We start from the raw sequence: 13547 nt of genomic DNA, 5'->3' as shown, positions 1-13547 counted from the left end.
ATTTGCGATCAACGGGGTAATACGCACGAACGGCTGTTTCACTCACCTGTTGTCGGGTATTTTCTTCACACCGGTTTCCCTTTTCAGAACCAGCTGACCGGGCTCACGAACAACGGCGATCGGATACAGGGCGCCGGCCCCTTCGACAAAGGCTTCCACGTCGCCGGCGGTGAATACGCCGCTGATCGGAAAGTCGGCGATGCTTGCATCGGCGATCACCAGCTTGTTCTTCGAATCGCGATTCATGCGCTCAACTGCGATGGCGAGCGGTTCCCCATCGAAACTCAGCACGCCCGTTTCCCAAGTCTGCGAGCGTGTCGCTTCAGTGGCGTCGATGCGCGTCGCGCGGCCTTCGGTGGATGCGACGAGCTCGTGCCCGGGAACCAGTGCAGCGATGACGGTGCCGCCGCTGCCGTCGCCGGGCCCAAGCAGGCGATGGGGGCCGGCCGCCTGTGCCAGCACCTCGACCTTGCCTTCATACAGGACGACACGCATCTGGCGCGGGAGCAGTTCGACGCTGAAGGAGGTGCCGGTTGCGATCGTGAGGCGGTTGCGCGCGAGCACGCTCAGGGGCCGCAAGGGATCGTGCGCGACGTCGAAAAGGGCGCGACCGGCAACGAGCTTCAGCCGTCGCTGATCGCGGTCCATCCGCACTTCCACCCGCGTTGCCCCGTCGAGCGTCAGGCGGGTGCCATCCTCGAGCATGACCACGCGGCGTTCGCCGATTCCCGTCTCATAGCTGCGGGTCGGATCGTTCAGAAGCCAGGTGCCGACCAGGAGGAACAGCGCCAGGCACGCGGCAAGGGCGCCCGACCAGCGCCAGCGCCGGCTGAGATCGGGGGCCCATCGACGGGCATTGACCCGGCGCAGCCCCTCGACTGCCTCCGCGCGGAACCCGATCATCTCCGGCGTATCGGCGACCATGTCGATGCCCTGCCAGATGGCGACGGCTTCCTCGAACGCTTTGCCATGCGCTGGATCGGAGGTGAACCACAAGTCGAACTCACTTTGCTCGGCCCCGTCGAGATGGCCATCGGCGAAGCGGATGCACCATAATGCAGCCTGCTCGTCGGGCCCTACCGGAGGCTGGCTTTCGGCCGTGTTCATAGACCGTTCTTCCTGGCGCGCGCCATCAGGTGCATCATTGCGCGGGCGACATGCTTTTCGACGGCGCTCCGTGAAATGGCGAAGCTCTCCGCGATGAAGCGCTTGTCGATGTTTTCGATGCGGTAAAGCACGAAGATGGTGCGCGTGCGCTCCGGCAATTCGGCAAGCCCGGCAACCAGCAGGGAAAGGGCATCGCGATCGGCGGCGATCTTCTCGGGATCAAGCCAGTCGATTCCCTGGCCCTGAAGTGCACCGATCATCTCGCGATAATCCGTGCGCACCTTCGAACGCCGCGCCCGGTCGCGCAGTAAATTGGCAGCCACCTGGAAGATATAGCCGGAATGGAGGCCGGTTTCCGTGCCCGCTGCCCCGAATATGCGCGCAAATGTCTCCTGGGTCAGATCTTCTGCCTCGGCGTGATCATGGACTCGCTTGAGGAAGAACGACAGCAGCGCCGGTCGCCAGCGGCGATAATGCTGCGAAAGCTCGTCTTCCCGCTCAGGCAACAGGGTCAGCATCCTCGGCAAAGTGTTTCTCTGCGGATTAATACGCGCGAGATGCCAAAACACACAGTTCAGGTCGCTCGATTTCGGCTGATATATTTCGAACGACCCAGCGTTGCGGAGGCTCTTGGTTGGCGCCGATTCTGGCTGCGCTATACGGTGGATTTGGCGGGGCCTCGCCATCGTAACCAGTGGTCGGTCCCTTCGCGTGCGGGATCCAGATGCGATCATCGTCAAGCACCTGCCTTCGCATCGGGACTTCCGGATCGTCGCTTACAGGCAACTCAAGCCGATCTATTGCCAACCCGACAGCCTATCGCGAGGATTGCGCCGGAAGCCCGGGACGATGATCGCCTCGCCTTCTCCCGAGCCGATCTGCCACGCGTCAATGAAGCTGCCCGCACGATCGGCATCGGCCGCACCAAACTTTACGAGCTGATCGCGGCCGGTGAAGTCGAGAAGGTCAGGCGTGACTATCCGAAGGCGTTGGCAACAGGAACCGCGGCTCCCGTCGTCTCGGCAAGTTTCATCCCGGAAGCCTCCTGTGCGTCCAGCCAATCGGCCCATCATTGTAGCATGCGCCGCCGGGGGCCGATCCATTCGGCAGCGTTGTAGGCGTCCCGCACTTCATCCTGCTCGACATGGGCAAGTTGGCGCTCGATCCAGTCAGCATCCCATCGACGTACTGTCTCGCCCCTCTCGTCCATGCGGGTTTCTTCATTGAGCACCGTCGACGCGAGCCCTCGAAGCCCGTGAATCGTCGCAGTGCCCTTGTAGCCAAGCCGGTACAGGCAATCGAGCATGCGGTTTTCGGAGATGCCCCCTTCTTGCTGCCCGGCATAGGAAACAGCCATTTGCTGTCGCCGGACAATTCCAGAATTCGGGGCAGCAACGCCATCGCTTGCCGCGACAATGGCACGATATGCTCGTTGGACATCTTCATCCGCTCCGGAGAGATGCGCCATTGCGGCGTTGCCCCGTCGATCCCTTCCAGCTCATCCTTCAGCGCGTACCGCGTCTCTTGAGTCCGAACGATGGTGAGCATCGTCCAGCGCAGCGCGAGGGGCGTCAGCTCATGGCCACCGTCCTTAGCCAGCCGCGAATAGAAGACCGGCATGCCCAGTGCCTTGATCCGGGCATAGTGCTTCTCCGGCTTCCGCTTCGGCTTTGGCTTTGGCTGAGCTTCGGCGATATCTGCGCTCGGATCGTGCATCGCCTTGCCATCGACGATGGCGAAGCGAAACACGCAGCCGCAATGCTGCCCGCATCCCGGCACGGGTTGATACAGGTTGAAAATGGTAGCTGGCTGGGGCGGCAGGGTTCGAACCTGCGAATGGCGGCATCAAAAGCCGCTGCCTTACCACTTGGCGACGCCCCAGCAGAGCGGAGGCCTTTAGGCACCCCGCCCGATTCCCGCAACGGCTGTAATCGCCTCAGTCGAGCCGATCGAGCCAGCCATGCGGATCGGGTGCATTGCCGCGTTGGATATTAGTCAGGGCGGCGAGCATGCGCTGAGTCGTCTGCCCCGGACCGCCGCTGCCGATCATGAAGTCACCGGAGCGCATCTTCATCTGGCCGATCGGCGCGACCACCGCCGCGGTGCCGCAGGCGAACGCCTCGCGCAGCCGCCCGCTTTCAGCATCGGCGCGGCACTGGTCGATCGCATAGGGCTCCTCGCGCACGGTCAGGCCCATGTCCCGCGCCATGGTGATGATCGAGTCGCGCGTGATGCCGGGCAGGATCGTGCCGGTCAGCGGCGGCGTGGCCAGCGATCCGTCATCGAACACGAAGAAGATGTTCATGCCGCCGAGCTCCTCGATCCAGCGGCGCTCGGCCGCGTCGAGGAACAGCACCTGATCACAGCCCTGCCTGATCGCCTCGGCCTGGGCGACCAGGCTGGTGGCGTAGTTGCCGCCGCACTTGGCAGCGCCCGTACCACCCGGCGCGGCGCGGGTATATTCTTCCGACACCCAGAGCGTGACGGCGGGCGCGCCGCCCTTGAAATAGGCGCCGACCGAGGACGCGATCACCGCGTAGAGGTATTCGGAGGAAGGCTTCACGCCGAGGAACACCTCGCTCGCGATCATGAAGGGGCGCAGATAGAGCGAACCGCCGGGGATGGTCGGGATCCAGTCGATATCGGCCCGGACGAGCTCGCGGATCGAGTCGAGAAACAGCTCCTCGGGCAATTCGGCCATCGCCATGCGCCGTGCCGAACTCCGGAAACGCCGGGCATTGGCCTCGGGCCGGAACAATGCGGTGCCGCCATCGGCGAGCCGATAGGCCTTCATCCCTTCGAAGATTTCCTGCGCGTAATGCAGCACCGCGGACGAGGCATCCATCTGGAAGGGCGCGCGCGGTTCGACCCGGGCATCATGCCACCCGTCCGCCTCATTATAGCGGATCGTCACCATATGGTCGGTGAAGACACGCCCGAACCCCGGGTTTTCAAGGAGACGTGTACGCTCATTCGCGTCGACAGGCCGGGGGTGCGACTGCCTGACGAATGTCAGGCCCCTGCTCGATTCGATACCGTCGGTGGTTTTGTCGAGCATGGTGTCCATCATACAATTTGATACAATTTCGGGGTTGAAGCCTAGTAAGGAAGGCTGCAAATCCGGTCAACATGGCTGCCCCAACAACGTCCGCCTCTCCGCTCTTCCTGCGGGAGCCCGAGCTCCGCCGTGGCATGGAGCTGCTCTATTTCGGCAACAGCCACTTCACGCGATCGATCGATCGCGGGCTGGCGCAGCGCGGCCTTGGCCGGGCGCACCACCGCGCGCTCTATTTCATCGCCCGCTCGCCCGGCATGACGGTCAGCCAATTGCTTGCCTTGCTGGCGATCACGAAACAGTCGCTCGGCCGGGTGCTGACCGAGTTGACCGATCGCGGCCTGGTCGAGACCCGACCCGGCGACCGCGACCGGCGCCAGCGCCTGCTGAACCTCACCGAGGACGGCAAGGCGCTCGAGAATGAGCTGTTCGAGGCGCTGCGCGAGCGCCTGTCGGCAGCCTATGCCAGCGCCGGCCAGGCGGCCGTCGGCGGCTTCTGGGCAGTGCTCGAGGGCCTGATCCCCGAGGACGAGCGCAAGCGGATCGAGGGTCTTCGCGAATAGGGGGCATCTCCCCTGCCCTCAAAGCTTCTTCAGATACTCAAGCAAGGCCAGCTTCCGGTCCGGGGTCAAACTGGTCCCGAAATTATGTCCACAATGGCTGTTGCCCGAATTGCGCTGGTCGCAACCGGTGGTCGTGCGCGCGCCGTGCCATCCCGGCTGGGACACGGAGAGCCCGAGGTTGTTGACGTCATAGGCGGGCGGATCGGTCTTCGCCTTTTCTTCGGGCCGGTCAGGGAAGCAATCGTCAAGCGCCTGCTTGACGCCGTCGGACGGCTGCCGCGCCCCGGCGCCATTCACGTTGGCGACGAACCTGCCTTGCTCGTTGCCGAGGATCGCCGGAAGCGGCGGAAATAACAGCGGCAGGCGCACGTCCAACATAGCTCAGCGGGGCAGGCCGGTGCAGCGCTCCTCCGCCGGCACCGTTTCGCAATCCTCGCCCCGGTGAATCGACCGAGGGACGCCCGATGGCAGGGTCGGGTTTCACCCAAGCCACTTCAGTCTAGTCAGCGGAAGGCGTCGCCTCCTTCCTCAGGACCAGGCCCTTCGCGACTGCCGCTGCGGCAAAGGCGTCAATATCCGCGATAATTTCCTCGGGCTTCGCCTGAAAGCCGGCCGCGATCTGGTCGATCAGCATGGCGCGGTCCATCCCTGCGGCAATAGCGCGCCAGATCGTGGCCGCAGTGCCGTTCAGCAGATGATACCGACCGTCGCGCTCGTCGAACAAGGCGAGTTCGCCATCGACGTCCTGCCAGGTGATATAGGTCGGGATCGTCAGCATCATGGTCCTGTCCTGAAGCCTGGCCGCGCTCATGGCTCAGATGTTGGCCGGCGTCACCGCCTGAGCGCGACGTTGCTCCCACAGGATGAACGGTCGCGCCACCGTCGCCCGTGCAAGCCTGCGCCACGTCTCTCGCAGCCGGAATTCGACGATATCGTCAAGCACGAATGAGAACAGGATCATGCCGAGCGACAATGCCAGTACCAGCCACCATTTGTTCGCGTCGGTTGCCCACCACATCAGCATGATCGTGCCGATCTTGAAGTGGAGAAGGTAGAGCGGATAGGTGAACGAGCCGATCCGATGTGCCCAGGGCAGGCGGATATCGCGGCCCCGCATCCCCAGAAAAAGGACCATGACCCCCATCATCAGGACGGTCCCGATCCAGGGGTTGAACGGCATGCCCCGGGAGGCGATGAAGATGGTCCGCGTGCCGAGCAGCGCTGTAACCGCGAGCAGCGCCAGGTTCAGCTTTTCGTTGCGGCGCTGGTACAGCAGCCCCATCACGCAGCCGGCGGCCAGAAAATAATAATCGGCGCCAAGCAACGGTGCCCGTGGAAAGAAGGGCGCGGCGATCATCTGAAGCCCGATCCACACAGCAACGACGGCCTGGATGTGCCTGATCCATCCCAGCATCGCGACCGCAATGATCATTGCGTAGAAAATGATCTCGACCGTGAGGGTCCAGTAGGAGGAGTCGGCCGGACGATATCCGAACGCCTCGGCGTCGATCGTCAGATTGGCGACATATTGCCATAGCCCGACATGCATTCGGCCAACTTCCCCGATCCCCACCAGCGTGGTGATCGTCAGGCAGACGAAGAAGGTCGGATAGACGCGTGTCACCCGGTGGGAGACGAAGGTAGACAATGTCTGGCGCTGGACGATCTGGGTAATCATCATGCCGCTCATGATGAAGAAGGCGAACAACCCGATATGCCCATAGCTCAATATATCCGAGATCAGCCCGAGATCGGTGTTCGTCAGGCCGGGGACCTTGGGCACGACGACGACGACATAATGCGCCATCAGAACGATGAGCGCACACAGCAGACGAAAATAGTCGAGCCAGTCGATTCTATGCTCGGCAGGTGCTGATGGATCGGCCACTTTGCTCTTCTTGCTGAACGACAGTCCATGGCGATACCCGCTGCTCGGGCACGGCGCCAGTCGCGCCTCGATCAATGTCAGGGGCAGGATGGCAAGATCGCCGCGCTATGGTAAGCCGCTCGTACATTGCGAGAGAGCGAGATGAACCGCGGATTGATGTCCCCCGTCACGGAAATCTGTCTCGTCGTCCCCCCGTTCGATTCAATGCACTATCCGCAGCTCGGCACCGCGATCCTCAAAAGCGCCTGCGCGGCGCGTGGGCTGGATACCCGCATCGTCTATGCGGGCATCGCGCTGGCGAAGCGGGTCGGGTTCGAGGCCTATGACGCGATCAGCCATGGTCAGATGAAAGCGATGGTCGGCGAGCGGCTGTTCCGCCCGCACGCCTATCCCCCAGCCACCCTGGCGACGCTGCCGCAGCTCGAAACACTGACCGACGCGCAATATGCGGACCATGACCGGGTGGTCGATGCGATTCCCCCGATGCTTGACGAGGTGGTCGACCAGATCCTCGCCTTGCGCCCCCGTATCGTCGGCGTGTCGTCGACGTTCGAACAGAATATGGCTGCCTCGGCCATCGCGCGGCGGGTGAAGGAAGCCGATCCAACCATCGTGACGGTGATGGGCGGCGCGAACGCAGCCTGGCCGCTCAGCCTCGGCCTCGCCAGGGCCTTTCCGTGGATCGACCATTTCTTCGCGGGCGAGGCCGATATCGACTTCCCCGAATTCTGCGAAAACTATCTTCGTCACGGCGTGCGGGCCGAGGCGCGGGTGATCCATACCGAGCCGATCCGCGACATGCGCACCGTGTTCGCGCCAGACTATACGGATTTCTTCGCCACGCTGCGCCCGCTCCAGGCAGCCGGCGCCCTGCCCGACTGGCTACCGCGCTATCTGATGATGGAAACGTCGCGCGGCTGCTGGTGGGGTGCCAAGAACCATTGCAGTTTTTGCGGGTTGAACGGCGAAGGCATGGCGTTTCGCGAAAAGCCGGTCGAGACGGTGGCCGACGAGCTCGACGCGCTCGAACATTGGGGCGTGGACCAGGTCTTCATGACCGACAACATCATGCCGATGCGCTATCTGCGCGAACTATGGCCCGATCTCGCCGCGCGTGGCCCGCGCATGAAGATTTTCTATGAGGTCAAGGCGAACCTGACCGAGGCCCAGCTCGACACAATGGCAATGGGTGGCATCGTCTCGATCCAGCCGGGCATCGAATCCCTGTCGAGCGAGGTGCTCAAGCTGATGCGCAAGGGCGTGTCGGCGCACCAGAATATCGCCCTGCTGCGGCATTGCCGCGGCATCGGGATGCGCGTGCATTGGGGCATGATCTACGGCTTCCCGGGCGAGGAGGCCGATCACTACGAAGCGATGATCGGCCTGATCCCCAAGCTTGCCCATCTGCACGGCCCGACCGGACGCAACGCGATCCTGATCGACCGATATAGCCCCTATTATAATGATCCGGTCGACCTCGGCATCGGCGAGATCGCGCCCTTTCCGGGCTATCGCCAGCTCTATCCGCCCGATGTCGGGGCTGACGAGGTCGGCTATCATTTCAGCGGCTCCTACACCACGCCGCTGCTCAGCGATCCCGATCTGATCGGGCGGCTTCACGCCGTGATGGATGCCTGGAAACAGGCCTGGCGGCAGGACAAGCTGCCGGCGCTCGAACTGTTCGATATCGGCGCCGTCCAGGCCGTGCTCGATACAAGAGCGATTGCGCGCGCGCCACTGACCCCGCTGACGGCCGCGCAGGTGGCGCTGTTGCTCGAACTCGAAAAGCCGATGCCCCGCCGGTCGCTCGCCCCCGAAAAGCTGGCCGATGCCGATTGGCTGATCGCGCGGGACTTCGTCATCAATTACGAGGACAGGTTGATGAGTATCGTCGTCCGCGCACGGCCCGAGGTGACGGCGCAATCCCTGTTACGCAAGGCCGGTGCGCTCGTGGCGGCATAGGCTCCTCAGGCTTTCAACAGCCCCCGCAACAGCAGCTCGACATCGGCGAGCGCGGCGAAGTCGTTGGGATAGAGCAGGCGGTAGCTCGGCGCTATCTTCACTGCGGCGTTCAATCGCGCAAAACCCCTCACCCGGTCGGGCCGGGCCGGATCGCCCGGGTCGAACTGAACCAGCATATGCGCCGCCGCCACCAGTGCCTGGGCTTCGCGCAACGGCTCCAGCGCCGGCGCGACGTTGCTGCCGCGTTTCAGAAAGAGCAGCGCGCGCAACGGCACCGGCACCGTGGCAGGTTCACCCTCCGGCACGAAATGGGTCTTGCCGTCATAGGCCGGCATCGGCCGGCAGCGCTCGATCGGAAGCCCGACCCCCTCGCGCGATGCCGGCCAGACACAGACCCCCATCGCCGCGGGCGCGAGCAGTGGCTCTTCCCGCCCCCACATCACCGAGATGTCGTCGCTGAGAATATGCCAGCCCGCATTCCCCAGCGCCGCGGTCATGGTCGATTTCCCCGCCCCGGACATACCGAGCAGAAGAATGCCGCCCTCCGGCCGCGCCAGCGCCGCGGCATGGATCGCGCTTGCCCCGAACAAGGTCGCCACGCGCGGCAGCACGCGCCGGATCAGGACATCGACACAGGCGTCGAACGACGCGCCGGGCGCCGAGATGCACCGCACCGTACGCCGCTCCCGGCTGATCAGGAACGCCCCGTCGAGCGACGAGGTCATCAGCCATTCATCGCCGCAGGTGCCGACGATCAGCCCGTAACGGCCTGGCCAGCGATAGGAGATCCGGTCCTGAACGGGCGGCTCCCCGGTCTCGAAGGAAAGGGCGATATCGGCCCAGGCCTCGGCCTCTGCCTGGTACGGCCGCAATTGATCGATCGCTGTGGTCGAACGCAGACGCAGCCCGCCGAAGCTGTAGACCCAGGTCGAACCCATTCCACCTTTCCTCACACACCGGGCCGCGCAATTGCCAGCTCGGTGATCCATGCTATGCCGAAACCCCGTCAGGCCGGACTGGAGACGAAATTGGGTGCCATTGCCGGCGCGGTCCATGTCGATGGACGCGACATGACCGAGGCACTGCTCGCGTCGATTCTCCGGGCCGCCGTGCCGCGCGGCTTCGATGGCGTCAAGCAGTGGCATGATGGCGCGGCGGGCCTGATCCGCTTCGCGCACGCGACCACGCCCGAGGCAGTCGGCGAGGTGCAGCCCTTTATCAGCGCGCGCTCCGGCGCGGTCATGGCGTTCGACGGCCGGCTCGACAATCGCGCAGACCTGATCGCGCAGCTCGGCGCGCAGGGCGAGGCGTTGAAGGCAGCGCCCGATGGCGCAATCGCGCTCGCGCTGTTCGATCGGCGCGGCGACGACTATGTCGCGTCGCTGGTCGGCGATTTCGCCATTGCCGTCTGGCAACCGCGCGACCGACGCTTGCTGCTGGTGCGGTCGCCTTATGGCTGGCGGCCGTTGGTGTGGACCTTTGACGGCACAACCTTCGGCTTCGCCACGGAGCCGCGCTCGCTGGTTGTCGGGCTGGGCATGGAGCGCAAGCTCAACGAACCAGCGATCGGGGAATTTCTCTCAGCGCGGTTCGTCAGCCAGACGGATACCTTCTGGCAGGGCCTCAATCGGCTCCCGCAAGGATCGGCGCTGGCGCTGGAAAAGGGCAGGGTCAGGCAATGGCACTGGCATGTCGGGCCGTTCGAGGATCAGTCACGCCTGTCCGAGGCTGATCATGTCGCGCGCTTCCAGGAGCTGTTCGACCAGGCGTTGATTGCGACCACCCGAAGCGCGACGCCCCTGTCCTCGCAGCTTTCAGGCGGGCTCGATTCCTCCTCGGTCGTGTGCCGGGCGACCGAGCTCCATCGTGCCGGGCGGATCGGCCGACAGATCGGGGCGATCACGGCACGCTTCCCCGGCGAGCCGCACGACGAGACCGAATGGAGCAGCGCGGTCGAGACGCATCTCGGCATCACCGCGAAAGTCGTCGGGGCCCACCCCTTCAGCGCTGACGCCGCAGCGCAGTGGTGCGCGGAAACGCTGCAGCTTCCGCTGCGGCCCAATGTGCTCGACACGATGGCCGGGGTTTGCGCCCGCCAACAGGCCGATGGCGAACGCGTGCTGCTGACCGGAGAGGGCGGCGACGACTGGCTCGCCGGATCGCTGGCGCATTGGCCCGATCTTGCCAGGACCGGCCGGTGGGGCGATCTTGTCAGGGCGGGTTTCGAGCAATTTCCCGACAAGCCGGCTTATGTTTCGGCGCGCCGTATCCTCTATCATGGCTTCGGCCCGTTGTTTCGCCCCCGCCACCGCGAACGTCTGCTCAGACCTCATCTCGATTTCGCGACACAGGCACCACCCTGGCTCAATGCCGATTGGGCTGAGCGGATCGGCTTGACGGAGCGATGGTATGCCGATGCCTTGCCCGTCGATCTGCCGGGTATTGCCCAAAAGCAGCGCTACGGCGTGTTCGCGCTCGCCCGCCGTCATGTGAATGTCGAGCCGGCGATGGCCTATAGCGCCAGCTTCGGCATCGAGCAGCGCCATCCGTTCCACGATCAGCGGCTGGCCAGCTTCATGATGGGCGCGTCGGGCAGCGTGCTGAACCGCTACGGGCAGAAGAAATATCTGCTGCGCCAGGCAATGAAGGGAACCCTGCCCGAAAAGGTCAGGACGCGGAAAACCAAGGCTGCCTTCGTCGCCCATACGGTCGATGCGATCTCCGACCTGCTGCACCGGCGCCCGGCGGAACAATTGCTCTGCGCCCAGCTCGGCTGGGTCGATGGCGCGAAGATCGGGGAAATGCACGCCGCCTTCCAGCGCTGGCGCGACCAGGGATCGACCGGGCCTATTCCCGATCAGCCCTGGGGGCCGGTATGGTTCACGCTTGCGATGGACATGTGGCTCGAAAACGCCTTCAAGATCTGAGCAACGACCCTGAGGAGTAGCGCGAAAAATGCCAGCGACCGATATCGATGACGCAATGATGGTCAGCCGCAGCCAGAACATGATTGCGGCTGACGTGGGGGACGAAGCCGTCATACTCGATATCCAGAGCGGCTATTTCTTCCAGCTCAACCGGACGGCGGCGGGTATCTGGGCCTTGCTCGAATCGCCGATCTCGGCCGGCGCGCTATGCGGGAAGATGGCTGAGACCCATTCAGTCGATCCGACGGTCTGTCGCGGCGACGTGATCGAGTTCATCGCCGATATGCGCGACCGGGGGCTGATCACCATCGGCTGACGGCTGGCGTAGGTTAGCACGGTAGACCCAGCAATTGACCGCAAAGCGGGAATCGCCGAACGCGCCCGATGGACAGCGCACGGTCAGGACTTCGTGCGGCGCCCAGGACGGGAAGGCGACCAGGCTGTTCTGGTCCGGCGCGATGTCGACACCCATATCGCCTGGCACCGCGCCGATCCGGTGCAGCCTGAGGCAGCCGCCCGAAAATGCCTTCGGCGCGCGGTGGAAATAATAGACCGCGCTGAGCAGCCGGTCGCCGCGTGCGCTGCCCTGGCCAGTGTAGAGATCGCCGTGCAGCGCGAAATGCGCTCCGTCATTATGCGCGACCAGTTCGAGCTCGATCTCGCCGGCAACGAAGGACGTCACGCGCAGCTGGTCAATCAGCTCCGGCACCATCGCGCGAACATGTCCCTCGAACAGGCGCGAGAATGGCCCGAGGTCCCGCAAGCTGAGCGAACGGCGTATCGCCGGGTCGACCAGCCCCTTGTCCAAAGCAGCCGGCTTGAAATGCGCCTCATTGTCGAGAGCCCAATCCAGCAAATCGCGGCATTCGTCCGGGGAAAGCAGGTCGTGCCGCACCAGCCATGGAGGCATCAGGCCGCGCGACACGGTCATGCCACGGTGCCGGCCGTCGCGCGCGCGGCATTCTCCCGCAGGAAGCGCAACACCATCGTCTCGTTACGTGCATCCGACTGGCGCTTCATGCGAACGGGCGGCACCGCAGCCGTGCTGCCGAGATGCTCGAACACGGCTTTCACGGCCGCATCATGGTCACGCGTCAGGTCTTCATAGGCCAGGCGATGGGGGGCCGCGCCGATCGCTGCGAAAAAGCCGCGCCAGTGGCGATGGCAGAAATCGGCATAGCCGATCAGCCGTTCAATCATGGCGAAATCAAAGCTCGGCGCCGCCGCTCCGGTTCGCTCGCTCATTTGCGGAATCTGGCGCCAGATACCAGTCTGCACGGCCGCCGCCGCAGAGACTGCCTGCCGCACCCGATCGCGCCGCAGAAGATGGATATAGTCGGCGGCCGGGAACAGCGGCGCGATCAGCGCGGCGATTTCGCGATAGGTGTCAGGCGAGGTCGCGTCCGGCCGGCGTTGGTGCAGATCGTGGAAGCGACCCGGATCGAGTTCCCCAGCCAACTCAGCCACATCGCGCCAGAACAGCTTCACGGAAAGAGTGCCCGACGCATCGGTGCGCCAGCGATGCACGGCCCGGCCATAATCAGACAGCCCGACGCACCCCCAACGCGCTGCAAGGTTCGGACGGAACCCGGCATGGAAATATTCGAGCGGGCAGCCCAGGCCGCCGGCAAAATATAACGCCTCGCCAAGCAAGGTGCTGCCCGATCGCGGATGCGTGCAGATCACTATCGAGCGGCGCGGCGCACCGTGCCATGCTGGATAGTCATGCCCGGCCGTCGCGAGATCATAGGGCTCGCTGGCTGGATCGGTGCTCGGCAAATCCATCATGCCCCGATCAAGCGGGGGCCCGGTGCCTCCGACGCCCCGGGTTCGTCAGTCACTGTTCAAACGACGCCGTCGATCAGGTAAGGTTGCTGATACCGTCGTTCGGCCGGTAGGAGATGCCTTCCGCAGCCTGAACCGGCGCGAAGGAAGTGATCTCCGGCTTCACCCACTCGGGCTTGTCGGCTGTTTCGACCGCGGGGGCCGGTGTATCGTTCTTCATATCGCTCATGAGCCGATCCAGCATTGCCTTACTAGTCAAT

Annotated in this window: 15 protein-coding genes and 1 tRNA gene; 4 read left to right on the top strand and 12 right to left on the bottom strand. The window is 64.2% G+C overall.

Translation table 11 applies throughout. The annotated features are described in order from the left end of the window. Positions 1-42: 42 nt before the first annotated feature. The 5 genes from ABD050_RS11680 to ABD050_RS11660 form a co-directional block, all read right to left on the bottom strand. A complete protein-coding gene (locus ABD050_RS11680; protein ID WP_343889514.1) occupies positions 43-1107 on the bottom strand; it encodes a FecR family protein in 1065 nt (354 codons plus the stop codon). Continuing rightward, positions 1104-1793, bottom strand: a complete 690-nt coding sequence (locus ABD050_RS11675) for an RNA polymerase sigma factor (RefSeq protein ID WP_343889513.1) — start codon at positions 1791-1793, stop codon at positions 1104-1106. Before ABD050_RS11675 ends, ABD050_RS11680 begins: the two co-directional genes overlap by 4 nt. 343 nt (positions 1794-2136) lie before the next feature. Beyond that, on the bottom strand, positions 2137-2856 hold the full coding sequence (locus ABD050_RS11670) for a tyrosine-type recombinase/integrase (protein ID WP_343889512.1): 720 nt from the start codon (positions 2854-2856) through the stop codon (positions 2137-2139). A 57-nt stretch (positions 2857-2913) separates the two neighbouring features. Further along, a tRNA-Gln gene (locus ABD050_RS11665) sits at positions 2914-2988 on the bottom strand. A 55-nt stretch (positions 2989-3043) separates the two neighbouring features. Then, positions 3044-4165 carry a branched-chain amino acid aminotransferase gene (locus ABD050_RS11660; protein ID WP_343889510.1) on the bottom strand — a complete coding sequence of 374 codons (1122 nt, stop codon included), beginning with the start codon at positions 4163-4165 and terminating at the stop codon, positions 3044-3046. A gap of 71 nt (positions 4166-4236) precedes the next feature. On the opposite strand from ABD050_RS11660, the gene ABD050_RS11655 reads away from it, so the two are divergent. Next, positions 4237-4725 carry a MarR family winged helix-turn-helix transcriptional regulator gene (locus tag ABD050_RS11655; RefSeq protein ID WP_343889509.1) on the top strand — a complete coding sequence of 163 codons (489 nt, stop codon included), beginning with the start codon at positions 4237-4239 and terminating at the stop codon, positions 4723-4725. An 18-nt stretch (positions 4726-4743) separates the two neighbouring features. Here ABD050_RS11655 and ABD050_RS11650 read toward each other — a convergent pair whose 3' ends face one another. The 3 genes from ABD050_RS11650 to ABD050_RS11640 all read right to left on the bottom strand — a co-directional run bounded on the left by ABD050_RS11650 (position 4744) and on the right by ABD050_RS11640 (position 6613). Then, on the bottom strand, positions 4744-5103 hold the full coding sequence (locus ABD050_RS11650) for a hypothetical protein (protein ID WP_343889508.1): 360 nt from the start codon (positions 5101-5103) through the stop codon (positions 4744-4746). Between the two features lie 121 nt (positions 5104-5224). Next, complete coding sequence (locus ABD050_RS11645) at positions 5225-5506, bottom strand: PqqD family peptide modification chaperone (RefSeq protein ID WP_343889507.1); 282 nt, start codon at positions 5504-5506, stop codon at positions 5225-5227. 33 nt (positions 5507-5539) lie between these two features. Further along, entirely contained in the window at positions 5540-6613 is a 1074-nt protein-coding gene (locus tag ABD050_RS11640) for an acyltransferase family protein (protein WP_343889506.1), read from the bottom strand. 156 nt (positions 6614-6769) lie between these two features. Between ABD050_RS11640 and ABD050_RS11635 the strand changes: the two genes are divergently transcribed. Continuing rightward, a complete protein-coding gene (locus ABD050_RS11635; protein WP_343889505.1) occupies positions 6770-8575 on the top strand; it encodes a RiPP maturation radical SAM C-methyltransferase in 1806 nt (601 codons plus the stop codon). Positions 8576-8580: 5 nt separating this feature from the next. On the opposite strand, the gene ABD050_RS11630 is transcribed toward ABD050_RS11635, so the two are convergent. Beyond that, a complete protein-coding gene (locus tag ABD050_RS11630) occupies positions 8581-9513 on the bottom strand; it encodes a hypothetical protein (RefSeq protein ID WP_343889504.1) in 933 nt (310 codons plus the stop codon). A 54-nt stretch (positions 9514-9567) separates the two neighbouring features. Between ABD050_RS11630 and ABD050_RS11625 the strand changes: the two genes are divergently transcribed. Further along, the gene (locus ABD050_RS11625; RefSeq protein WP_343889502.1) at positions 9568-11502 is read left to right on the top strand and encodes an asparagine synthetase B family protein; all 1935 of its coding nucleotides are present in this window, start codon (positions 9568-9570) and stop codon (positions 11500-11502) included. A 28-nt stretch (positions 11503-11530) separates the two neighbouring features. Further along, a complete protein-coding gene (locus tag ABD050_RS11620; protein ID WP_343889501.1) occupies positions 11531-11818 on the top strand; it encodes a PqqD family protein in 288 nt (95 codons plus the stop codon). On the opposite strand, the gene ABD050_RS11615 is transcribed toward ABD050_RS11620, so the two are convergent. The 3 genes from ABD050_RS11615 to ABD050_RS11605 all read right to left on the bottom strand — a co-directional run bounded on the left by ABD050_RS11615 (position 11735) and on the right by ABD050_RS11605 (position 13516). Then, complete coding sequence (locus ABD050_RS11615) at positions 11735-12433, bottom strand: 2OG-Fe(II) oxygenase (RefSeq protein WP_343889500.1); 699 nt, start codon at positions 12431-12433, stop codon at positions 11735-11737. The two genes, ABD050_RS11620 and ABD050_RS11615, sit on opposite strands and share 84 nt — an antisense overlap. Continuing rightward, entirely contained in the window at positions 12430-13290 is an 861-nt protein-coding gene (locus ABD050_RS11610; protein WP_343889499.1) for a Stf0 family sulfotransferase, read from the bottom strand. Before ABD050_RS11610 ends, ABD050_RS11615 begins: the two co-directional genes overlap by 4 nt. A gap of 73 nt (positions 13291-13363) precedes the next feature. Then, complete coding sequence (locus tag ABD050_RS11605) at positions 13364-13516, bottom strand: hypothetical protein (RefSeq protein WP_343889498.1); 153 nt, start codon at positions 13514-13516, stop codon at positions 13364-13366. Positions 13517-13547 lie beyond the last annotated feature (31 nt).

The organism is Sphingomonas oligophenolica (genome assembly GCF_039522915.1).
GTDB lineage: Bacteria > Pseudomonadota > Alphaproteobacteria > Sphingomonadales > Sphingomonadaceae > Sphingomonas > Sphingomonas oligophenolica.
This window is presented reverse-complemented; position numbering and strand designations above follow the sequence as displayed.

What these genes read in the sequence shown, in the direction of transcription:
- ABD050_RS11680 (WP_343889514.1), bottom strand. Translation starts at nt 1,107, where the DNA reads ATGAACACGGCCGAAAGCCAGCCTCCGGTAGGGCCCGACGAGCAGGCT.
- ABD050_RS11675 (WP_343889513.1), bottom strand. Translation starts at nt 1,793, where the DNA reads ATGGCGAGGCCCCGCCAAATCCACCGTATAGCGCAGCCAGAATCGGCG.
- ABD050_RS11660 (WP_343889510.1), bottom strand. Translation starts at nt 4,165, where the DNA reads ATGCTCGACAAAACCACCGACGGTATCGAATCGAGCAGGGGCCTGACA.
- ABD050_RS11655 (WP_343889509.1), top strand. Translation starts at nt 4,237, where the DNA reads ATGGCTGCCCCAACAACGTCCGCCTCTCCGCTCTTCCTGCGGGAGCCC.
- ABD050_RS11650 (WP_343889508.1), bottom strand. Translation starts at nt 5,103, where the DNA reads ATGTTGGACGTGCGCCTGCCGCTGTTATTTCCGCCGCTTCCGGCGATC.
- ABD050_RS11645 (WP_343889507.1), bottom strand. Translation starts at nt 5,506, where the DNA reads ATGATGCTGACGATCCCGACCTATATCACCTGGCAGGACGTCGATGGC.
- ABD050_RS11635 (WP_343889505.1), top strand. Translation starts at nt 6,770, where the DNA reads ATGTCCCCCGTCACGGAAATCTGTCTCGTCGTCCCCCCGTTCGATTCA.
- ABD050_RS11630 (WP_343889504.1), bottom strand. Translation starts at nt 9,513, where the DNA reads ATGGGTTCGACCTGGGTCTACAGCTTCGGCGGGCTGCGTCTGCGTTCG.
- ABD050_RS11625 (WP_343889502.1), top strand. Translation starts at nt 9,568, where the DNA reads ATGCCGAAACCCCGTCAGGCCGGACTGGAGACGAAATTGGGTGCCATT.
- ABD050_RS11620 (WP_343889501.1), top strand. Translation starts at nt 11,531, where the DNA reads ATGCCAGCGACCGATATCGATGACGCAATGATGGTCAGCCGCAGCCAG.
- ABD050_RS11615 (WP_343889500.1), bottom strand. Translation starts at nt 12,433, where the DNA reads ATGACCGTGTCGCGCGGCCTGATGCCTCCATGGCTGGTGCGGCACGAC.
- ABD050_RS11610 (WP_343889499.1), bottom strand. Translation starts at nt 13,290, where the DNA reads ATGATGGATTTGCCGAGCACCGATCCAGCCAGCGAGCCCTATGATCTC.
- ABD050_RS11605 (WP_343889498.1), bottom strand. Translation starts at nt 13,516, where the DNA reads ATGAGCGATATGAAGAACGATACACCGGCCCCCGCGGTCGAAACAGCC.